The sequence below is a fragment of the Actinomadura sp. WMMA1423 genome, from assembly GCF_006547145.1.
Classification (GTDB): Bacteria; Actinomycetota; Actinomycetes; order Streptosporangiales; family Streptosporangiaceae; genus Spirillospora.
The window spans coordinates 5,861,925-5,881,375 of sequence record NZ_CP041244.1 but is presented as its reverse complement, the minus strand read 5'-3'; the positions used below and the strand labels follow the sequence as shown (position 1 = coordinate 5,881,375).

The window sequence follows — 19,451 nt, the reverse complement described above, 5'->3', positions numbered from 1 at the left end:
TCGCCGTCAGATGTCGCGTTCCGGCTCCGCCTGTTCATGGTTGTGAGAACGGCGGACCGGTGAAATATTGCGCCGTTTCCGCAACCAGAGGGCGGGACCGTAAATCGCGGCGACCGTGGCGACGTTTTGTAGTTGCTCCATGAGACCGTCGAAATGCTTCGTGCGCCAGAAGTAGGCAGTGGCGGCTAGGGTCAGCCAGGTAACGATCCACTCGGTGCGCGGCTGTGCCAGCGTCCAGTCGAGGACCCGGAGGAGATACCGGCGCAATGGCTGAGTCAGGTCGCGGGCGCGCATCCGCAGTGTGGCGTACACGAGACCGATGGCGTAGCGCAGTTGCCCGCGACTCGTAGGGGCCGAATCAGTCTCGCTGCGGGTCAGGTCTGCCCGGAACTCCTCTGCGCGCCATGTGCGCGTGCGACCACCGAGGCTGGCTGCCAGAACAGTTAGGTGCAGCGCCATCTTCCGCGCGAGCCTGCGACGGAGCGGCGCTTCTGATCGTCTGGACGAGTCGGATTTGATGATGTCGTAATAAGTTTCAATAGCTAGTGACACCAGCCCGAACGTCCCCAGGGCGATTAACCACCAGATAGCGATGGATGACTCTGTGAATAGCAGAATAATAAGCGCCGAAAGTATTGAGATTGCAACAATGGAGACGGACCATTCGGCTCCATTTTTTGAAACCCCGATCCTCATTGAGCCTCCGGTCGGATACGCCCCAGCCAGGCCCTGGTGGGTTTCGCGCGGCGGCTCGCGGCAGCGGCGTAACCGGCACGTCCGACGTTCGTCAAGCGATAGAAGCGACGGCGGGGGCGATCTTCAGGCTGACCCCTCTCCCATTCGCCCTCGATCCAGCCGGCTTGTTCGAGGCGTTCCAAGATCGGGTAGACGGTGCCGGATCCGATCCCGGCTTCTTCGCAGATGCGGTAGCCCCATGGCGGGTCTTCCGCTGAGGCGATGAGAACATCCAGGACGAGCCGGGTGGGGGTCGTCATGCGGATCTTGGGGGGGTCGTTCACTCTGTCAGAGAACCACGAGCACCCCCCTATGTCGAGAACGAGCTATGACAAGTCAGGTGTTCGTATCCCCGGGGATAGATGCCGCAGGCTGCTGATCTCGTGCGGGAGGCGGGACGACTTGCCGCCTCCGGCGCCGCGCCGGGGAGGGCCCCGCATGACCGGCGCAAGCTCGCTCGAAACGGCGAAGGCCGGCGAGGGGAGACGCCCGCATCGCGGGCGGTGAGAGCCCTCGCCGGCCTCATCGCATCTTGACGTCCTCCACAGGGAGGAGCTCCCAGTTTAATACTCCAGCCGCATTTAGTGATCGATGAGGCGTCGTTGTCGTTGGTAGTGGCACTGGCGGGCGCGTGCCTGGTGGCGGCGTCGCCAGCGTGACCAGTGGATTCGGTGTTGTGGTGGGTGCCGGGGCTGGTGGAGGTGGGTGTGCAGGCGGCGGATCTCGTTGACGGTGAGCGGGACCAGCTCGCCAGGTTCGTCCCGGTCCGCGTGGATGGGACGTGATTGTCCCTGCTGGTCGGTCCCCCTGTGTGGCGAGGCTGTCGGCCTCGCCATCGTCGGTGTCGCCGGGGTCTGGGGGCGGGTCGGCGGCCAGGAAGGCCAGGTGGGCGTGGGTCACCATGGCCAGGGTGATGTGCCGGTACCAGGCGGTGTGCTTGCGGACCTGGTAGTGGTCCAGGCCGACCTCGTTCTTGGTCGCTTGGAAGCATTCCTCGACGCTCCAGCGGGAGCCGGCCACCCGCACCAGCTCCGGCAGGCCCACCGGACGGCCTGCTGCGCACCGGTAGAACGCCAGGTTAGTGGGGTCGTTGATCGACCGGCGGGCCAGCATCCACTGGTGTTCGCCCAGGCCGATCCACGCCCAGTCGTACCAGCGGCGGCCCTTGGCCCCGTCCCCGCACGAGACCCGCTGCCACGCCGTCTGGTCCAGGTCGGCGAACGCGGTGTCGGCCCTGGTGCGGGCGCCGCCGAGTACGAGCGGGTGGTCGCAGGAGACCGCGAACACGTAGTTCACGCCGCGGCCGGTGCAGCGGCGGCGCAGTGCCGTGTTGTCGCCGTAGGCCTCGTCGCCGGTCACCCAGCCGAACACCAGCAGCGGGTCGTCGCAGGCGCGTTCGATCATCCGCCAGGCCTGCTCCGGCTTGGTCGCGAACACTGCACCCTCAGGGACGCCGGCGTCGGCGAGCCGGCCGGGATCGGCGAACCAGGATTCGGGCAGATACAGCTCCCGGTCGATGAGGACCCGCTGCTGGTCGGGGTCCACATACGAGCAGAGCACCCCGATCTGGCAGTTGGTGATCTTGCCTGCGGTGCCGGTGTACTGGCGCTGCACCCCGGATGAGCGGCGGCCCTTCTTCTCGAACCCGGTGTCGTCGACCACCAGTACCCCGCCGGCGTTGCCGAGCCGTTCGGCCATCTGCGCACGCAGCGAGTCCCGCACCTGGTCGGCGTCCCAGCGGGCGTGGTTGAGCAGCCGCTGCATCCCGTCCGGCCGGGTGTCGCCGGCGAACTCCGCCAGCGACCAGCCGTTCTTGCGTTCCAGTCCGCTCAGCAGCCCCAGCAGATACCACCGGGCCCGCACCCGGGGCTCTCGCCGTCCGAAGAGCGGCGCCACCACCTGCGCGAACAGCTCATCGAACTCATCAGCCCACCCGGCCGGGTCGATCTCTTCTACAGTGGGCGGCACCGCCACCGCCGATCGTCTGGTTCCAACACACCCACACGATCACAGCGGTGGCCGTCTCACGTCCCGGCCTCGATCAGACCGAGATCTCCAAGTGCGGCTGGAGTATTAGTCACTCAGTTGGTCGCTCACTCGTTAGCAAGGGCCCGTTCCGATGATCGGAACGGGCCCTTGACCTGGAGCCGCCTATCGGAATCGAACCGATGACCTATTCATTACGAGCGAGCTCCAACGAGCTGGGGCCGGAATGACGTCCGCCTGAGCCTGCCGTCCATGTACATCGGCGTCCGCCACCGAACGCCCCTGTCGTCAGGCAGCCAGTCAGTCAAGGCCCGCTGGCCTCCGCAAGCCGACATTGTCGGCCTCAACCCCAGCCTCCTCACGCAAGCAAGTTCATTCCCCAAAACCTTACTCCCCGCTGCATTACGGTCCCACGGACTGCCGACCTCCACCCGCGTCCACCCCGACTGTCACTCAACTGAACACCCCCTCACACGACCCTGCATGCTGGGTTACAGTCCCTCATCACGTCCGCAACCATGAGCGGTGGCCCTCCATCAAGCAGCGACGTCCTCCGATGAACCACCAGTACCCGGACCTCAAACGCCACGCGCCCCGGTCGGGACTATCGCTGTGTGGTCGAGCGGTCAGCTACACGGCCTCCCCACGCTGACCCACCCAGCCGCCTGGCCATCGTCGATCGCTGAGTCTGATAACAGTGAGGCAGTGGGGCCCTACCGCACCTGCCCTGCAGCGGTCAATGTTGCCATCTATGCTGTCCAAGATCGGAAGGCGCATGGCGCCTGGCGCAGGCAAACCGTAAGCTAGATGCAGCAGTGTCAGCCCGTTCCAGGGAGGTGGGCGATGGAACGGCGCGGTACGGGAGAGATGTCGGACTTCGACGAGGCGATCTGGCAGCGTGCCCAACTAGGCGATGTAGATTCCTTCGAGGGGATGTTTGGGTCCCGCTCTTCAATGCCGGACACACAGGTGACTGTTTCGACGGTAATCACCGACAACAGTGCGATAGATCCGGTTGAAGCACTTAGAATCAGCACACCTTATCGAGTGCGAGAATTTGGCCCCGCGCAGTTAATCAAAGTCGAAGCAGAGCCTGACAATTATGTTGTTGGGATATGGCCGAGCGAGCATCCTGGGATCTACTTCATTGTCGCAACCGTGCCTTTCACGAGCCGACAATGGAAGACTGTTGAGCGTTGGGTTGATCGCTCTCGACCGCAGATGTCACCCTTCTTTCTTAATGAAGACGACATCCTAGGAATTGGCCGATCTCTCGAGCATTTTGGTTTGGTGGAAGTCACCAAATTTACGGCACGCGATTCACTAGACTATTCTTCACATGCTCGAGGTTGGCCGGCCAGGGACGGCGAAAATAGGCCTTCCTTCTCCGAAACAATGAACTACCTCGAGAGAATCGGCGCCTCAGTAAGATCTCTCACTTTGCTCTTGGCGAAGGAAATGCGGATACATCTGAGACGCCGAGCAGGAGCCACCTTCTATGGTGGAGACTTTCAAATTTTCTTCCGGGCTATACTGAAGCCGCTCGCCGATGCTGCGATTTCGCGAAGAAGATTGCTTTCAGGCCGAGCGAGAACGGCTCCAGCCCCTCTCCGCCCTTTGAATATTAGTCTTGCGTCCGGAAGACACAAGGAAGTTGTGACGTCGGGCGACCTGGTTTCAGAACTGTCCAGAAATAGCGCTCTCGGCGTAGCAGTCCTGCATGGTAATCCTTATGCGCACGTAGTGGTCACGGACTACCGCGATGGATCGAATTTCGACGTCTTCGTGACTCAACTCGATAGAATCGAAATACATCCGGGGTGGCGAGCAACCCTGGCTGCCCTAACCCGTCTTACGGATCAACTTTCCGAAAGCTTCATGGGCGTCAAGATCAGCGAGGCCCCCGAAGTAGGACAGGTCAGCATAGACGATCTAGTCGGCACACTTTAACGGGCCCTGAATGGCGATACCTAAAGCTACCGAGAGAGAATATGCTGATGCTCTCAGGCGGTTCAATCTGTACGATCGCCACGTAGACGTCGTTTCGGCCTTCGAGTGGTTGTTTACGAGTCCTAACGTTCGTGATGTGCCGGACACTGTCTTGCACTTTGAGCGCTATCCTCGCATAAAAGTCTCAAGCCAAAGGACTCTAACTCCGGATTTCACGGTCCTATTTCGTGATGGAAGTGGCTTGGCTGGAGAGATAGCAGAGATCGCACTGCACGACAACAGCGTCAACAAGCTTTGCAAGCAGCTAGCGAGCTACGATGCTCTCGACCGAATCCCGACGCGGGGTGGGAAGCTCGCGGAGACTACACACCTTGACGTTATGCTTTTCGTGTCGTTGAGGATAGGCGTATCGGCAGTCGAGCGAGTTATCACTGAGCGGTACCTTGAAGAAAGTCACGAATACAAGCCTAGTTACCCTCCAATCATTGTCCAATACGCGCGCGATGATCAGGTATACAGCTTTCAGAGGCTTCATCATAAGGATAATGGCCACCTGAGAGAGGGCGATAGAACGCCGAAAATTCAGCCACGCTTGGAGAAAAGTCTCAACATCTCAGCCACTCACTTTATTGGTGTAAAAGCAGCTCGCTCTTTCATCAATGACACTGTGGATCCTCTCTATTTGGCCACCCATCTCTGGACTAAGGTGTGGCCAAGCAAGTACGGACATGCCGATAACAGGGTTATCGAAATAAATGTCCAAGAGACCGTTGATGATCTGAGGCGGCACCACGGCCCAGTGAAGTCGGCGGACGTTAAGGCCGCACTTGAGATCCTCAACCGTGCAGCTTTAGCCCAATGCGATTCGGAGTCACGTATCTGGCGAGTCGCTTGGGGCAGGATTATGCGCACAGGCGAGCCGGATGTACATAAGGTAATTGCTCGCCGAGCATTTACGGATCATAAACCGCGTATACCGCGACAGCTTAGAGGGAACTTTTCAGAGCAGCGGCCTACAGCTCAGGAATCTCTTTTTTAGGATTGCTGTCGTCAGCGCAGTAAATACTAGGCCAGCGCGCCGTAGGTCGCGTGTCCGTCCAAGCGAATGCTGCTTGGACGAGGCGAGCGGTTATCTCACTTGGATCGTTGGCAGACACCAATATGTTGTGGATGGCCTGAAGGTCGACAACGCCAGAGAGACCGTCAGAGCAGAGCAGGAGGCGGTCACCGGCTTTGAGTTCGCGGACCGTTAGGTCGGGCGATCGACCGTCGGCGCGTCCGTCAAGGAAACGGGCGATCCTCGGCGGGAGGCCTGGGACGGTCGCGGCGTCGGAGAGGAGCCGGCCATAGACATGGTCCTCGCTGAAGGGGACGAGCTGGCCGTCACGCAGTCGATAGATGCGGGAGTCGCCGACGTTGGCGAAGACGGCGAGGTTTCCAGACCACAGCATGGCTACCAGGGTTGTCCCCATCCCTGTCACTCTCGGATCGCCTGCAGCTCGGGCACGTAGGGCATCGCTGGCCTCGTAGATCGCTTCACCGAGTGTCGTGGCCAGTTCCTCGGGGACGACCTCGCGGTCGTACGGCTTGAGGGCGTCGATCAAGGTGAAGCTTGCTACGTCGCCCTTCTCTCTCACCTCTTCTGGGAGGCTTTCGAAGAGTTAGCTGCGAAGTGAGCTCCAATCGGCTTAGTCTTGACGTGGCTTAGAAGGCAAGCGATTGCGAGTTGGCATGACCACGCAGGACCCGCACGAGATGCTGCGAAAGATAGCAACTACAGCTCCAGCGGAACTCAAAATCTGGCAGAGCGGAAACTCCAGCCTCATTGCTGTCTTGCTTGAAGTTTCAAGGAGGCGCCTGGCCGACCAGATCGCAAGACTACAGAGAGGCGAGCCAGGCAAAGACGACAGCGATGTTGCGACTAAATGGGGATCTGCGACTGCATTTCTCACAGAATGGGCTTTTCTCTATGCCGATCAGACTTTGAAAGAGAAGGAGCCCGATCCGCGCGATGCGGCAGCGGCTGTCGACATGGCGATCGCTTGGAGAGTAGTTGATATCGCAGTAACCGCGAGCAGAGCGGAGCGCGCGAAAGTAACCTACACTAAACGTGGTTTCCGCATTGATCCGTTTAACAATCCTCGAGTCGAAGTGCTGGATCTTTTCCTAGAAGGAAAAAGATACCAAGCTCTTCAGGAACCTGAGGCCGGGCCAGACCTCAGCTCCGCTTTCCGATACCTAAATATGATGCGCACAAGTACATCAGGCATGAAAAGTACGGTACCCAGGTGGGCAACGAGCCTCTTTGCGCGGAGAGCTCAGAACCGTCTAGAAGCTCAGCTTTGGGAGATACCAAGATCGACCGACGTTGGAGGACTGACCGTAGACGAGATAATCCCCATGCTCGGAGCCTTGATAGGTATCTCCGAGTTGGGCATGGAGGTTTTTGCCCGATATCCCTCGGTTCCCATGGCCAACCCCGCTTTCAGGCGCAGTGACCTGGAACAGATGATCGCTCGCTACTGTCCGAACACAGAGAAGGTCAATCTTTTTATCGATTTACTCATCTACAAGGGACAGAAAGGGCGATCTCCCTTGTCTGCCCCACTCATCAAATGGGGTACCACAGTGATTGTGACGCCGCACCTGTTGCACGATTCCTTGCTGGAGCGAATGATCCTCCGCGCCGCTTCGGCTGACCCGTCGAAATCTGGACGCTTGGGAGTCTCCCTCGGAAATCTCTGCAGTCAATGGACAACAAGGCTGCGAGAGATACCAGGAGCGCGACTCGCCGAGGGCGTGAAAGTTTTCGATGCCGCCAATAACAAGCTAGGGGACCTTGACATCGTCGCGCTCGATCCCGAGCGAATGCATGGCTTGATAGTAGAGGCCAAGTGGCCCGTGGACGCCAGAACTCTGTCCGATGTACAGAAGCAAGAAATCGCAATAGATAAAGGGAGATCGCAAGTCGAACGTCTACGCGGACAGATAAGAAGTGACACTAAATTTAGATTTCCACCCGGCTGGCCGAACTTCGATAGCGTTCACTGGACATGGATTGTAGGAACTGCCCGTTTCCTGGACTCACGAAAAACGCAATCAACCATCCCGTCAACCAGCCTGGAGTTCGTCGAGACCCTTCTTCCCGTGCCCTCACTGCAGAGCCTGCTGGACCTCCTGAACGACTCTCCACTGCCCACAGAAGGAACCGATTTTCGAATGGGCTGGGAGAAGGTGAAAGTTGGCAGGCATGCATTTTTCGTACGTCGACTCGAGATGCTGGAAACAACTCCAGATAGGTTCTTTTCTCGTCTGTCACAAATAGGCAAATAGTTAAAACTGGGTGTAGCTTTTGAGCTCGGCAACCTCGCCGCCTGTGGCCCAGCGAGGCGGACGCCCCCTTCGGACTCTCGATGAGAGCTGGCTTAGGCCCTGCATCAGAAGTCCCAGGCCCCGATGCCTCAGGCCTCTCCTCGCGGCAGAGCCCCTTGGGATGTCCTCTAGTTGCGAGACGCCTCCGGGTCCCTCACCAGTGGCCGTCATCGCGGCGCCAGGTATCGGCAGAGCGGGCCCTGCCTCGTCACCAACGACTTCGGCCACACTGACCAAGTAGCGGTTGTCGATCAGGTCACCTCACTCGGAAGAGGCATCGCGGGGATCAGCCGAGAACGTTAATGCCATCGTGTTGGCGGATTGGGACGGTTGAGGGGGTGGCCAGGGCGTCTTGGACTCGGATGGCGAAGGCTTCGTCGGCCAGTTCGGTTACCTCGTCGGCTGTGACCCAGCGGAAGGCGGAGGTTTCGTCGGACTCTCGTAGGGAGCCGGCGTCTGCCTTGCAGCGGAAGACCAGGGCGACGATGCCGCGGGGCATGTTCTTGTAGACGCCGGTCAGGGCGATCGGCGTTACCTCTAGGCCGGTCTCCTCCTGGATTTCGCGACGGAGGCCGGTGATGATGTCCTCGTCTTGCTCCAGGATGCCGCCCGGTGCTTCCCAGTGGCCGTTGTCTCGGCGCTGGATCAGGAGGGCGCGGCCCTGGTCGTCGACGACGACGCCCGCCACGCTGACGGAGTGGCGACTGTCGGGCATCACGCAAGCTCCTTTGAGGAGGGCCGGCTAATAGACTCACGCTAGTACACGTACGTACGAGTTGAGGAGTTGGTTGCGGGTGGGCGAGCTGGGGTTGCCGGATCTGGATGCGACGAGCGATCGACCGGTCTTCAAGCAGATCGCGGACCACCTGCGGGCGGCAATCGCCAGCAAGGAGCTCGGGGCGGGCGAGAAGCTTCCTTCTGAGAGCCAGCTCATTGGACATTACGACGTTGCCCGGATGACGGTGCGGCATGCTCTGCAGATCTTGCAGAGCGAGGGCCTGACGGTCGCCGAGCACGGCAAGGGTGTGTTCGTTCGGTCTCGGCCGCCTGTGCGTCGGCTAGCTTCTGACCGCTTTGCTCGTCACCATCGCGAACAGGGCAAGGCCGCCTTCATCGCCGAGGCCGAGGAGGCCGGCGTCAAGCCGTCGGTCGACTCCATCGAGATCAAGGAGAGCAAGCCGGCGCCCGAGGTGGCCGCGAAGCTGAACCTCGCCGGCGACGAGCTGGTGATCGTACGGGCTCGGCGGTATCTACTCAGCGGGCACCCGGTCGAGACGGCGACCTCCTATATCCCTGCTTCGATCGCCCGCGGCTCGCAGATCACGCAGCCCAACAGCGGGCCGGGCGGCATCTACGCCCGGCTCGAGGAGCTCGGCCATCGTCTCGACCACTTCACCGAGGAGATCCGGGCTCGCATGCCGCTGCGAGACGAGGCCCGGGCTCTGAAGCTCGCCCCCGGTGTTCCGGTGTTCCACCTGGTGCGGACGGCCTTTGACCAGGACGGACGTCCCGTCGAAGTCTGCGACACGGTCATGTCGAGTGACGCCTACGTCCTCTCATACGAGCTTCCTGCTCACTAGCGCTTGACTCGTCTAGATGAGTCATGGCACGGTTCTCCCCATACTCATCTAGACGTCTAGGTGTCTCGCCGGACGCTAGTGGACACGTGTGTCCCGGTTTGGTCGGTCCTGCGGCCGGGACGGTATGGGAGGTCCAAGCCCAATGACCATCACGACTACGGATGCCGCGGAGTCGGCGTCGTCGGCGCGGCTGTATCGGGTCGGTGAGGCGATGGAGTTGCTGTCGCTGTCGCGGTCGGTGATCTACGAGCTGATCCGGTCGGGTCGGCTGCGGTCGGTTCGGGAGGGTCGTTCGCGGCGGATCCCGGGTTCGGCGATCGCCGAGTACATCGCGCTGCTGGAGAGCGAGGCCGGCTGATGGCCGGCGCTCACGGCAAGCCCGTCGCCGACCTGGCTGTGGTGTCCGCGGCCGCTGGTTCGGCGTCCGGGTCGGGTCTGCGGATTCGGCTGGTCGGGTTGCCGGAGGAGGTTCTGGCTGGTGCGGAGGCGCTGGCCAGGGTGTTCGACCTGGTGGAGGTGTCGCCGGCGTATCGGTGCCGGGGTGCCTCGCTGAACGTGCGCGCCTATCTGCAGGTGCGGCTGAAGAGCCCCGAAGCATGAAGCGGCCCTCGTCATGGCGACGCAACCGCCTGACGAGGGCCTTGATCGGACCTTGGAGGTCCAACCCGATGAGCTCTCATTCTGACACCTCGGCGGCCCCGTTTCGGGTCGATGGGGAGTACGACCGGGAGTACGCCGGTGACGGCGTCTCCCGCTACGGCGCCTACGTCCGCGCCCGGCTGGACGGTTCGTTCGCCGAGTGCTGGGACGGGACGTGGGAGGAGCCGTCGAGCAGGCGCGTGGCGTTCGCGGCGGCGGCCTGGCGGACGGCGGTCGGGCCGGTGATGTCCCCCAGCTACGTCGGCTACCACTCGCGGGTGCTGAGCGCCCGGGTCGAGCGGAGCGGGTGGGACGGGTCGCTGATCGCGGTGGTGAACCTGGCGGCTCCCTGGCCGGCGGCGCTGGCCCGGTCGCTGGACTGGCAGCGCGGCCGCCGCTGGCGGGACTGGCCCACCGAGCTGCGCGGCGACGGCTACGACTTCGTCGACCCCACCGAGCGGGACGTGGCCGAGTACCCGTTCCTGCAGGCGAGCCTCGCGCTGACATTCCCGGTGCCGGTCGACCGGTTGCCGGCGGCACCCGAGGCGCCAGACGACGGTGTGGAGGAGCGGGCCAGGCGGGCGGTTCAGGGCCTGGCCGCCGAGCTGAATCACGCGGTCGGGCCGGTCCTGGACGTCCTGGAGGGAGGTAGATCGCGATGACGACGCTGACGAGGCGGGCGGCCGGCGGCGAGTCGGTGAGCCCGGAGGAACTAACCCGGGAGCTTGGGCGCGAGCGGGAGCTGGCGGCCGCGCGGCGGGCGGACGAGCTGGAGCGTGCGCGTGCCGAGGCCGGGCACGGGCGGGCGCGGGCGCAGGTGGCGACGGAGTCGCGACTGGCCGAGCTGGCGCGCGCCGAGCGTGAGGCCGACGTCCAGGCGGAGGCCGAGCTGGCGCGGATGTATCGGGAGTTCCGTGCGTCCGGTGAGCGGACGCGGGTCCGGTCGCTGATGGCGCGGTCGGGTGAGGCCCGGGCGCTGCGGTTGGAGCGGCTGCGTTCGCGGAACCTAGTGATCCTGGTTCCGCTGCTGGTCGGGTTCGGGTTGTGGAGCACGACCGGTGTGCAGCAGGGCGCGGCCCGGCTGATGTCGGTGACCTCGCACAGCCCGGTGTGGTGGGTGCTGTGGGGCTTGGAGGCCCTGCTGATCGGGGTGGTGTGCTGGATCATCGTGGTCCGCGCCCGCCTGGCCACCTCGGGCGGGAAGCTGGCGACCTCGGCCGAGAAGATCGCCGCGAGCTGCCTGACCACCTCGATCTTCCTCAACCTGGTGGCCGCGATTCCGGCCGGCGACGGCCCGCACGTGTCGGGATGGGCGGTCCCGGGCGCGATGTTCGCGCACGCTATCGGCCCGGTGGGCGCGGCTCTGGTGGCCCATCTGATCGGCATCATCGACGGGTCGATCAGCAACGCCGACCCCTGGCACGACAGCGACGGCCAGGAGGTCCCGCGGCTGGCCGCGATGGACCTGCGCCGGCCCGCGAATATCCCCGCCGAGAACGCGCCGGGCGACGCCGAGAACACCCGCGAGGACGCTCCGGAGGACCGGGACGAGGTCCCGCCGATCGCTTGGCCGATCCCGCGCGAGAAGCGGACCGCACTGCCCGTCATCGCGAACCCAACGGCCGGTGAGGCCCCCGGGAGCGGTCAGGACGCACCGAAGGCCGCCACGCGAACCGGTGGTGACCGGGACGGACAGCAGGGGTCGAAAACGCCTCGCAAGCGCCGTCCGAACAAGGGCGTGCCGGTTCCCGAGGCCGCCAAGCCCGCGCCCAAGACCAGCCGGGACCGCACCGACGAGGAGCTACAGGAACAGCTGGCCGAACTGCTCGCCCGGGGCGAGATCGAGCCCGGTGTGAGGGCCGTCAAGGACGCCCTCGGGATCGGCTACGACCGCGCCAAGCGGGTCATGGCCGCGCTGGCCGAAGACGTCAGCAAGGAGGCCGAAAGTGGCGCCTCCGCAGACGACGACTCCGAGGCCGCCCGCCCGCTGACCGTGCTGGCGGGAGGTGCGCGATGACGGCGACCAACAGCGTGTCGGCGCCGTCCCCGCTGATGCTGTCGCGCAACCCCGAGCAGTTGCGCAAGTCGCTGACCAGGGCGCGGATCGACGCCGAGGCCTGGCGGTTGCGGTACGCCGAGCTGCACGTGGCCTACGTCGAGTTGCTCGCGCGGGCCCGTGCCGAGGTCGCCGAGTCCCGGACCAGCGGGCCGTCGCGTGCCGGTCACCTGGCCGGCCACCTGGAGGAGATCGGCCTCATGCCGCCGGACGATGCCGAGCCTGACGCCCTGGTGGCCGAGGGCCTGGCCGTGGTCGCCCGGCTGAGCGGGGGCGCTTAACGCACAACCCGGCATGGGCAAGCCCGCCCGTGACCAGCAAAAGGCCCCGCCGATAGCCCTGAACAAGTCACCGGCGAGGCCACCTCAAGAGAGGCAGGTCCCAGTATGTCCGATCAGCGCAGCAGCAGCGGCGGAACCGCCAGTAGCGGCGGTGGATCCGCGTCCAGGGGCGAACCGCAGAGCGTGCGGGACGCCTACGACAACCAGCGGAGCGGCAAGTGAGCAGCACACCGTGCTGCCCGACCTGCGGTAGCGCCGAGAACGTCACCTACGGCGGCCGCGAGGGCGGCACCGGTGAGAGCCAGGACCTCTGGCGGTGCTCCGATCACGGCGAGTTCACCACGCCCGCCCGCTGAGCAGGTAAGACGCGGGGCCGGCCCCTAGCCGGACCGGCCCCGCTCCCACGGAGATCAACCCAGTTCCGAAGGAGCTTTCAATGATGGCATTCACCGTCATCGACGCCGGAGCGCTTGCCGCCGTCCAGGCGGCCGGTACGCCTGTATCCCCCGCCGACCAGTCGGCGGCGCTGGTGCTGGCCGAGCCGGCGCAGGCCCCGCAGGCGCCCACACAGTTCCCGGGCGAGGCCGAGGGCGGCACGATCATGATCCTGGTGATCGGCGGGTTCCTCTGGTACATCCTCAAGCACAAGAAGGCCCGCCCCACACACGTGGTGGCCTCGTTCATCGCCGGCGTCCTGCTGGCGGGCAGCCTGTTCGGGCTGATGGCCCGCCAGGTCTCAGCGAGCCTGGGCACCGGCCTGCAGACGATGTTCAGCACCGTCACCACCACCGGCGGCGGCACGGGCACCGGCGGCCGGTGAGGCGGCCATGGCCAAGCCATACCAGTGCGCCCAGTGCTCAGAACCCCACCGCAACGGTTCGCGTGCGTGCCCGAGCTGCGGGCCCGGCCAGCAGTACGAGCTGTGCCCGCAGCACATGACCGGCTACTCGCCCCACTGCCGGCGCTGCCGGGCCCTGGCCCGCCAGTGACAGACGGTGAGCGGCGGCGGCGCGGGGGCACTCCCCCGCGCCGCCGCCCCGGCCGAGCGGAAGGCCCTGTCTCACGGCAGCGTCTCACCGGCCCGTCTCACCAATGTCTCGGCCCCTCTTGACACGCCCCAAGGCGCGCGCGTACGCGCGCGCACGAGCCCCTTCTGAGACAGCCCCGCTGAGAGGTCCCGTTCGGACACCCCTGGAGGGAGCCCCGATGACTTCCGACCCTGACGCCGTCCCGGCCCGTCCCGCTACGGCGCGTGAGCTTCGCCAGGCGCGCCGGCGCGCCGACAACCGCCGGGAGCACTTCGCCGCCAAGCGCACCGCGGCCGCCACCGCGCAGGCCCGCGCGTCGGTGGCGTGGGACCAGTGGCGCGCCCTGCTGCGCGACCTGCCCGAGGCCGAGGCCGAGCGGCTCGCCGAGGAGATCGCCGCCGCCCTGGCCCGCCAGATCGACCACATGACGACCCTGCAAGGAGACCGGCCGTGATCGTGCAACCGCCCAACGAGGGCCCGGACGATGCCGAGCCCGTCGACCTGACCAAGCCGGCCCGGCCGACCGCCGCGCCTGGCGCGGTCCCACACCGCTACCGCCCCGGCGTCCTGGACGTGGTCCGCGACGCCGCGCAGCGCTGGCGTGAGCGGGACGAGCCCCCGCCCGTCTCGCCCTACGGCGACGACGCCGCGCCTTCAGAACAGGTGTCCGAACCGGCGGCGCCCGAGGCGCAGGGATGGGCGGCCCGGCAGGGCGCCCGGATCTCGCTCGGTGTGCGCGTCGCGCGCGGAGATTGGTGGGCGTGGGTCACCGCGGCGGACCTGAGCGAGGACGAGCTGGCCGAGCGGACCGCCGAACGGCTCCACGCCGAGGCCGAGGCCCGCCAGGAGGAGGAGCGCCTGCAGGCCCGCGAGGCGGCCCGTGAACGTCGCCGCGGCGACCGCACGCACCGTCACTCACGCGGCGGCGCCGAGGACGAGGGCGCCGCGCCGAGCGCGGCTCAGATCAACGCCACGCGGGCCCGGATCCGGTGGGCGCGCGGCGGCGGCTCGGCCGTGGTGGCGTTCCTGGCCTGGCAGGCCCTGATGCGGATGCCGCTCATGCTCGGCGCCCTGGTGCTCGCCGGTCTGGTGGGCGCCTGGTGGCTCGGCCGACGCGCCGAGGCCGAGCAGCACCTCGAGGAGGGGCAGGCCGACGACGGCCAGGGCGAGGACATCACCGCGGCCGCGCCGAGCCAGCCAACCGCCCCGGACGACACGCCACCCGGAGGCGTGCCGGTGCTGGCCGAGGCCGGCGGCCAGGACGCGGACGCGCCCCGGTACTGCCTGCCCGAGGACGGCATCCTCAAGTCCCAGCCGCCGGCGGCGGGTGGTGACCGCGAGGCCGAGCGGATCCGCCAGCAGCTCACCAAGGTCCTGGCCGATCACAAGGTGGACGCCAAGGTCACCGGGCACACCCGCGGGCCCACGGTCACCCAGTACGAGATCGCGCCGGCGCCGGGCGTGAAGGTCGAGAAGGTCACCGGCCTGCACAAGACCATGGCCCTGGCCACCCGTGCGCCGACCTTGCGGATCCTGGCGCCGGTCCCCGGCAAGTCCGTGATCGGCGTCGAGATCCCGAACGCCACCAAGGATCTGGTGCGGCTCGGGGACGTGCTGCGCTCGGCGGCCGCGGTCGCTGAGCGGCACCCGCTGATCGTCGGTCTGGGCAAGGACGTGGAAGGCCGCACGGTGCTGGCCAACCTGGCCAAGATGCCCCACATCCTGATCGGCGGCGCGACCGGCGCGGGCAAGTCCACCTGCATCAACGGCCTGATCGTGTCCATCCTGATGCGGGCTACCCCGGCCGAGGTCCGGATGATCCTCATCGACCCCAAGCGGGTCGAGCTGACCGCCTACGCCGGCGTGCCGCACCTGCTCACCCCGATCATCACCAACCCTCGCAAGGCCGCCGAGGCCCTGGCCTGGGTCACCGGCGAGATGGACCGCCGCTATGACGACCTGCAGGCCGCGAGCGTCCGCAACATCGACGAGTACAACACCGCGGCCGCCGCCGGAAGGATCAAGGACCGGGAAAACAGGCGCGCCGAGGCGCTGCCCTACCTGCTGGTGATCGTGGACGAGCTGGCCGACCTGATGATGGTCGCTCCCAAGGACGTCGAAGACTCCATCGTGCGCTCACTCAGCTTGCCCGAGCCGCCGGGATCCACCTGGTCCTCGCCACTCAGCGGCCCAGCGTCGACGTCGTCACCGGACTGATCAAGGCCAACGTTCCGTCCCGGCTGGCGTTCGCCACCTCATCCTTGGCCGACTCCCGCGTCATCATCGACCAGCCCGGCGCCGAGAAGCTCCTCGGCCAGGGAGACGCGCTGTTCCTGCCGATGGGCGCCGGCCTCCCGGTCCGGCTGCAGAACGCCTACGTCTCCGACAAGGAGATCAACCGCGTCGTCGCCACCTGCAAGCGCCAGGTCGGCGCCCTGGCCACCGAGCCTCTACCCGCCGAGGCGGCCGCGACCGACGATGCCCCGTACGAGACGGCCTATGCCGCCTTCCCAGAACCGCCCGTAGGGACGGAGAGCCAGGGCGAGCGGCCCGGGCCAGCGCTAGACGAGACCGGCTTGGACACCGCCCCTGTGGCGGCCGCCGAGCCAGAGCCCGCGGCGCCGATGCCGGAGCAGCTCGTCAACATCTTGGCGGCCGCTGGCGGTGGCCCGCTCGGATGGGAGGAGCTCGGCGAGGCCGCCGGGATCAGCAGGCCCACCGTGTATCGGCATATGGGCGCCCTGGTGAAGTCCGGCACTGCACGCCCCGCCGCCGGTGGCGGTTGGGAACTCCTCCCCGACGCCGATGACAGCGCGGCGGCCGCCGACGGCGGCGACGAGGACGAGGGCCAGGACGTCGCCGGCGTGGCGACCGACGGCGAGCCCGAGCTGCTCGCGCAGGCGATCGAGCTGGTGGTCTCCACCCAGTTCGGATCGACCTCCATGCTCCAGCGCAAGCTCCGCGTCGGCTTCGCCAAGGCCAGCCGACTGATGGAGCAGATGGAACGCCTGGCCGTCGTGGGACCGGCTGACGGCTCCAAGGCCCGCGACGTCCTGATCGGCCCGGACGGCCTGGCGGCCGCGCTGGCCAAGGCCCGCGGCCACTAACAGACCTCGAGGTCAACCCAACCCCGGGCGGGGGCTCTAGCCGGCCCCTGCCCACAACCCGAAGGAGCACCGATGACTGACCTGATGGACCGCGAGTCCGCGCTGGACGGCCTGGTGGAGCGCGGCGACGCGCTCCACACGGTGATCGAGAAGGTGGGCGAGTATGCGCCCGTCGTCGCCGAGATGATGGAACTGCTCACCACGGCCTCGGACCAGGTCACCGACGGGCAGCTGGACGAGTTCGCCGACCAGTCCCTGGACCTGCGCCGCACCAACATGGCCATCCTCGTCGCGCTGCTGCACGACGCCTTCCTCAGCCTGGGCGCCCTGCTGGCCACGATCGACATGGACGAATGGCTCGGCGAGGACGACGCCATCAGCGCCGCCCGCGACGCCCTGGACGGCCTGGCCGGGGCCCTGGCCACCATCACCGCACGCATCCGCCCCGCAGGCGGCCGCGAGTAGCCAGCCCGGGCCCGGACCGCGCCATGCGGTCCGGGCCCTTCTCGGCCCGCCGAATCACACCCGACCCGCTTCTCTCACCGCTCGCATCGGCCACGTCGTCGCCGTGGAGGAAACCCCATGAGATCTGCCCGCGCCTATCCGCGCCCACGACGCCACGCGTCCAGGACGGCCACCCGATGACCAAGCCTCCGCTGCGCGTGCTCGACGGCGGCCAGGACGACCAAGAACCCACCCGCTCACTCCCCCACGACCTCGCAGCCGAACGCCAGGTACTCGGGGCGATGATGCTCTCGGCCCGCGCCGTGGTCGACGCCCGCGAGGTCCTGGACGGCAACGAGTTCTACCGGCCCGCGCACCAGGAGATCTGGCAGGCCGTCTGCGACCTGGCCGACCGCGGCGACCCCTGCGAGCCGACCGCCGTCGCGGCAGAACTCGGCCCGCGCCGCCTCACCAAGGTCGGCGGCGGCCCCTACCTGCACACCCTCATCCAGGACACGGTGTCCTCCGCCCAGGCCGGCTACTACGCGCACCGGCTGGCCGATCTCGCCTACGCCCGCACCGTCGCGATGACCGGAATCCACCTCACCCAACTCGGCCATCAGGCCGCAGGCGGCGACGCCCTCGACCTCCGCGCCTCCGTCACCTCGGCCGTCCAGGAAATCACCGCACCGGACACCCGAGGCTGGCCGACACCCACACCCCTTGAAGCCACCCGCGAGCTACCAACGTTTCCGCTGCCGATGCTGCCGGACTGGCTCGCCGAATACACCGCCCGACTGGCCGAACAAACCCAGACCCCGCCCGATCTGGCCGGCTGTCTCGCCCTGGCCGTTCTCGCCGTCACCGCCGGCGGCAAGGTCTGGGTCCAGGCGCGCGGCTGGCGCGAACCGACCAACCTGTTCACCGTCATCGCGCTCGGCCCCGGCAACCGCAAGTCCGAGGTGTTCGCGGCCATGACCGCACCGATCCGCGCTGCTGAGGCAAGGCTCTGCGACCAGGCCCAGCCCTACATCACCGATATCGCCATCCAGCGGCGCGTCGCCGAGGCCGACATGGAGAAGGCCGAGAAGGCCGCGATCAACGCCGTCGATGCCATCGTCCGTGAGCAGCACCTGGCCGACGCGCGCATCGCCGCCGAACGCCTCCAAGAGCTGCAGATACCGGCCGAGCCGCGGTTGTTCTCCGACGACGCCACACCCGAAGTCCTGACCTCACTACTTGCGCAGCAAGGCGGGCGGATGGCCGTGCTGTCCCCAGAAGGGGAGATCTTCTCGATCGCCGCCGGCCGCTACAGTGGCGCACCCAACTTCGCCGTCCTCAAGCATGGCCACGCCGGCGAAGGCATGCGCATCGACCGCGTCGGACGGTCCGCGGAAACCATCGAATCCGCGCACGTCACCCTCGGCGTTTGCACGCAACCCGACGTCCTGGCCGGCCTGGCCGACACCCCCCAATTTCGCGGCCAGGGCCTCCTCGGACGCCTCCTGTACTCCATTCCGGCCTCACTGCTCGGCTACCGCGACGCCGACCCCGAACTGATCCCCGCGCACATCGCCCAGACCTACACCGACATCCTCACCAGCCTCGTCACCCGACTGCACGACATCCCCGAACCGATCACCCTCACCTTCAGCGAGACCGGCCTCAGCGCCGTCCAAAGCCTGCTGCGCGAAACCGAGCCACGCTTCCGACCCGGCAACGACATGGCCCACATGCCCGACTGGGGAGGCAAGTTCGCCGGCGCCGTCGTCCGCATAGCCGGCCTGCTCCACCTCGCCCACCACCATCACGGCACCTGGACGCGTCCCATCACCGCCGAGACCTTCGCCTGTGCCCGCCAGATCGGCGACTACTTTCTCACTCACGCCCAAGCCGCATACGACCTCATCGGCGCCGATCCCGACCTGGCCGACGCCCGCGCCCTGCGCGACTGGATCGCCCGCACCGGCACCCACCGCTTCACCGCCAGCGACGCCGTCCAAACCCTGCGTCCCCGCTTCCGCAAGGTCGCCGACACTGAGGCGGGTCTGCGCGTCCTGGACGCTCATGGCTGGATCCGACGTCTCCCCAGTGCGCCACGTGCTAGCGGCCCCGGCCGCGCCCGCGCTTCGGTCTACGAGGTCCACCCCCACGCCCTCGAAGACGCTCCCAGGGACCCTTAACCCCGCCCCGGTGCCTGCTACGGACGGTCACCGCCGCCAGGTGCCGGACCCCGGACGGACCCCTGCATGCCTGCAAGTAATGCAGAGAAA

At 66.3% G+C, this 19,451-nt stretch carries 19 protein-coding genes and 3 pseudogenes; 17 read left to right on the top strand and 5 right to left on the bottom strand.

What is annotated here, in order from left to right; all coding sequences use genetic code 11:
- Positions 1–6: 6 nt before the first annotated feature.
- The 3 genes and pseudogenes from FKD65_RS27270 to FKD65_RS27260 form a co-directional block, all read right to left on the bottom strand.
- The gene (locus tag FKD65_RS27270) at positions 7–696 is read right to left on the bottom strand and encodes a hypothetical protein (protein WP_141580173.1); all 690 of its coding nucleotides are present in this window, start codon (positions 694–696) and stop codon (positions 7–9) included.
- The gene (locus tag FKD65_RS27265; RefSeq protein WP_205718269.1) at positions 693–1,019 is read right to left on the bottom strand and encodes a PadR family transcriptional regulator; all 327 of its coding nucleotides are present in this window, start codon (positions 1,017–1,019) and stop codon (positions 693–695) included. Before FKD65_RS27265 ends, FKD65_RS27270 begins: the two co-directional genes overlap by 4 nt.
- Positions 1,020–1,605: 586 nt before the next feature.
- Positions 1,606–2,682: pseudogene (locus FKD65_RS27260) on the bottom strand (IS701 family transposase); the annotation flags it as partial.
- A gap of 882 nt (positions 2,683–3,564) precedes the next feature.
- Here FKD65_RS27260 and FKD65_RS27255 point away from each other — a divergent pair.
- Positions 3,565–4,671, top strand: coding sequence for a hypothetical protein (locus FKD65_RS27255; protein WP_141580172.1), 1,107 nt, complete (start codon positions 3,565–3,567; stop codon positions 4,669–4,671).
- 10 nt (positions 4,672–4,681) lie between these two features.
- Entirely contained in the window at positions 4,682–5,710 is a 1,029-nt protein-coding gene (locus tag FKD65_RS27250) for a hypothetical protein (RefSeq protein ID WP_141580171.1), read from the top strand.
- Here FKD65_RS27250 and FKD65_RS27245 read toward each other — a convergent pair.
- Complete coding sequence (locus FKD65_RS27245; protein WP_141580170.1) at positions 5,685–6,308, bottom strand: PP2C family serine/threonine-protein phosphatase; 624 nt, start codon at positions 6,306–6,308, stop codon at positions 5,685–5,687. The two genes, FKD65_RS27250 and FKD65_RS27245, sit on opposite strands and share 26 nt — an antisense overlap.
- A gap of 94 nt (positions 6,309–6,402) precedes the next feature.
- Here FKD65_RS27245 and FKD65_RS27240 point away from each other — a divergent pair, with 94 nt between their 5' ends.
- Positions 6,403–8,004: a hypothetical protein gene (locus FKD65_RS27240; RefSeq protein ID WP_141580169.1), complete on the top strand. Its 1,602-nt coding sequence runs from the start codon at positions 6,403–6,405 to the stop codon at positions 8,002–8,004.
- 325 nt (positions 8,005–8,329) lie between these two features.
- Here FKD65_RS27240 and FKD65_RS27235 read toward each other — a convergent pair whose 3' ends face one another.
- Positions 8,330–8,758 carry an NUDIX hydrolase gene (locus tag FKD65_RS27235; protein ID WP_141580168.1) on the bottom strand — a complete coding sequence of 143 codons (429 nt, stop codon included), beginning with the start codon at positions 8,756–8,758 and terminating at the stop codon, positions 8,330–8,332.
- Positions 8,759–8,837: 79 nt separating this feature from the next.
- Between FKD65_RS27235 and FKD65_RS27230 the strand changes: the two genes are divergently transcribed.
- The 14 genes and pseudogenes from FKD65_RS27230 to FKD65_RS27180 all read left to right on the top strand — a co-directional run bounded on the left by FKD65_RS27230 (position 8,838) and on the right by FKD65_RS27180 (position 19,361).
- Positions 8,838–9,623, top strand: a complete 786-nt coding sequence (locus FKD65_RS27230; protein ID WP_141580167.1) for a GntR family transcriptional regulator — start codon at positions 8,838–8,840, stop codon at positions 9,621–9,623.
- Between the two features lie 142 nt (positions 9,624–9,765).
- The gene (locus FKD65_RS27225) at positions 9,766–9,981 is read left to right on the top strand and encodes a helix-turn-helix domain-containing protein (RefSeq protein WP_141580166.1); all 216 of its coding nucleotides are present in this window, start codon (positions 9,766–9,768) and stop codon (positions 9,979–9,981) included.
- Entirely contained in the window at positions 9,981–10,223 is a 243-nt protein-coding gene (locus tag FKD65_RS27220) for a hypothetical protein (protein ID WP_141580165.1), read from the top strand. The genes FKD65_RS27225 and FKD65_RS27220 overlap by 1 nt, the downstream gene beginning before the upstream one ends.
- A 68-nt stretch (positions 10,224–10,291) precedes the next feature.
- On the top strand, positions 10,292–10,924 hold the full coding sequence (locus FKD65_RS27215; RefSeq protein ID WP_141580164.1) for a hypothetical protein: 633 nt from the start codon (positions 10,292–10,294) through the stop codon (positions 10,922–10,924).
- Complete coding sequence (locus FKD65_RS27210) at positions 10,921–12,279, top strand: hypothetical protein (RefSeq protein ID WP_141580163.1); 1,359 nt, start codon at positions 10,921–10,923, stop codon at positions 12,277–12,279. Before FKD65_RS27215 ends, FKD65_RS27210 begins: the two co-directional genes overlap by 4 nt.
- A complete protein-coding gene (locus FKD65_RS27205) occupies positions 12,276–12,599 on the top strand; it encodes a hypothetical protein (RefSeq protein ID WP_141580162.1) in 324 nt (107 codons plus the stop codon). The genes FKD65_RS27210 and FKD65_RS27205 overlap by 4 nt, the downstream gene beginning before the upstream one ends.
- 218 nt (positions 12,600–12,817) lie before the next feature.
- Complete coding sequence (locus FKD65_RS44445; protein ID WP_168221211.1) at positions 12,818–12,955, top strand: hypothetical protein; 138 nt, start codon at positions 12,818–12,820, stop codon at positions 12,953–12,955.
- A gap of 80 nt (positions 12,956–13,035) precedes the next feature.
- Complete coding sequence (locus FKD65_RS27200; RefSeq protein ID WP_141580161.1) at positions 13,036–13,419, top strand: hypothetical protein; 384 nt, start codon at positions 13,036–13,038, stop codon at positions 13,417–13,419.
- A gap of 7 nt (positions 13,420–13,426) precedes the next feature.
- Entirely contained in the window at positions 13,427–13,588 is a 162-nt protein-coding gene (locus FKD65_RS44440) for a hypothetical protein (RefSeq protein ID WP_168221210.1), read from the top strand.
- 217 nt (positions 13,589–13,805) lie between these two features.
- The gene (locus tag FKD65_RS27195; protein WP_141580160.1) at positions 13,806–14,081 is read left to right on the top strand and encodes a hypothetical protein; all 276 of its coding nucleotides are present in this window, start codon (positions 13,806–13,808) and stop codon (positions 14,079–14,081) included.
- An 890-nt stretch (positions 14,082–14,971) separates the two neighbouring features.
- Positions 14,972–16,053: pseudogene (locus tag FKD65_RS45750) on the top strand (DNA translocase FtsK); the annotation flags it as partial.
- A gap of 459 nt (positions 16,054–16,512) precedes the next feature.
- Positions 16,513–16,734, top strand: a pseudogene (locus FKD65_RS45745) (DNA translocase FtsK); the annotation flags it as partial.
- A 72-nt stretch (positions 16,735–16,806) separates the two neighbouring features.
- Positions 16,807–17,199 (top strand): hypothetical protein, encoded by a 393-nt coding sequence (locus FKD65_RS27185; protein WP_141580159.1) that lies wholly within the window; start codon positions 16,807–16,809, stop codon positions 17,197–17,199.
- Entirely contained in the window at positions 17,088–19,361 is a 2,274-nt protein-coding gene (locus tag FKD65_RS27180) for a DUF3987 domain-containing protein (protein WP_141580158.1), read from the top strand. The genes FKD65_RS27185 and FKD65_RS27180 overlap by 112 nt, the downstream gene beginning before the upstream one ends.
- Positions 19,362–19,451 lie beyond the last annotated feature (90 nt).

Coding starts and splice junctions, on each gene's coding strand:
- FKD65_RS27250 (WP_141580171.1), top strand. CDS start 4,682: ATGGCGATACCTAAAGCTACCGAGAGAGAATATGCTGATGCTCTCAGG.
- FKD65_RS27255 (WP_141580172.1), top strand. CDS start 3,565: ATGGAACGGCGCGGTACGGGAGAGATGTCGGACTTCGACGAGGCGATC.
- FKD65_RS27215 (WP_141580164.1), top strand. CDS start 10,292: ATGAGCTCTCATTCTGACACCTCGGCGGCCCCGTTTCGGGTCGATGGG.
- FKD65_RS44440 (WP_168221210.1), top strand. CDS start 13,427: ATGGCCAAGCCATACCAGTGCGCCCAGTGCTCAGAACCCCACCGCAAC.
- FKD65_RS27185 (WP_141580159.1), top strand. CDS start 16,807: ATGACTGACCTGATGGACCGCGAGTCCGCGCTGGACGGCCTGGTGGAG.
- FKD65_RS27220 (WP_141580165.1), top strand. CDS start 9,981: ATGGCCGGCGCTCACGGCAAGCCCGTCGCCGACCTGGCTGTGGTGTCC.
- FKD65_RS27235 (WP_141580168.1), bottom strand. CDS start 8,758: ATGCCCGACAGTCGCCACTCCGTCAGCGTGGCGGGCGTCGTCGTCGAC.
- FKD65_RS27205 (WP_141580162.1), top strand. CDS start 12,276: ATGACGGCGACCAACAGCGTGTCGGCGCCGTCCCCGCTGATGCTGTCG.
- FKD65_RS27240 (WP_141580169.1), top strand. CDS start 6,403: ATGACCACGCAGGACCCGCACGAGATGCTGCGAAAGATAGCAACTACA.
- FKD65_RS27270 (WP_141580173.1), bottom strand. CDS start 696: ATGAGGATCGGGGTTTCAAAAAATGGAGCCGAATGGTCCGTCTCCATT.
- FKD65_RS27225 (WP_141580166.1), top strand. CDS start 9,766: ATGACCATCACGACTACGGATGCCGCGGAGTCGGCGTCGTCGGCGCGG.
- FKD65_RS27180 (WP_141580158.1), top strand. CDS start 17,088: ATGGCTCGGCGAGGACGACGCCATCAGCGCCGCCCGCGACGCCCTGGA.
- FKD65_RS27210 (WP_141580163.1), top strand. CDS start 10,921: ATGACGACGCTGACGAGGCGGGCGGCCGGCGGCGAGTCGGTGAGCCCG.
- FKD65_RS27195 (WP_141580160.1), top strand. CDS start 13,806: ATGACTTCCGACCCTGACGCCGTCCCGGCCCGTCCCGCTACGGCGCGT.
- FKD65_RS27200 (WP_141580161.1), top strand. CDS start 13,036: ATGATGGCATTCACCGTCATCGACGCCGGAGCGCTTGCCGCCGTCCAG.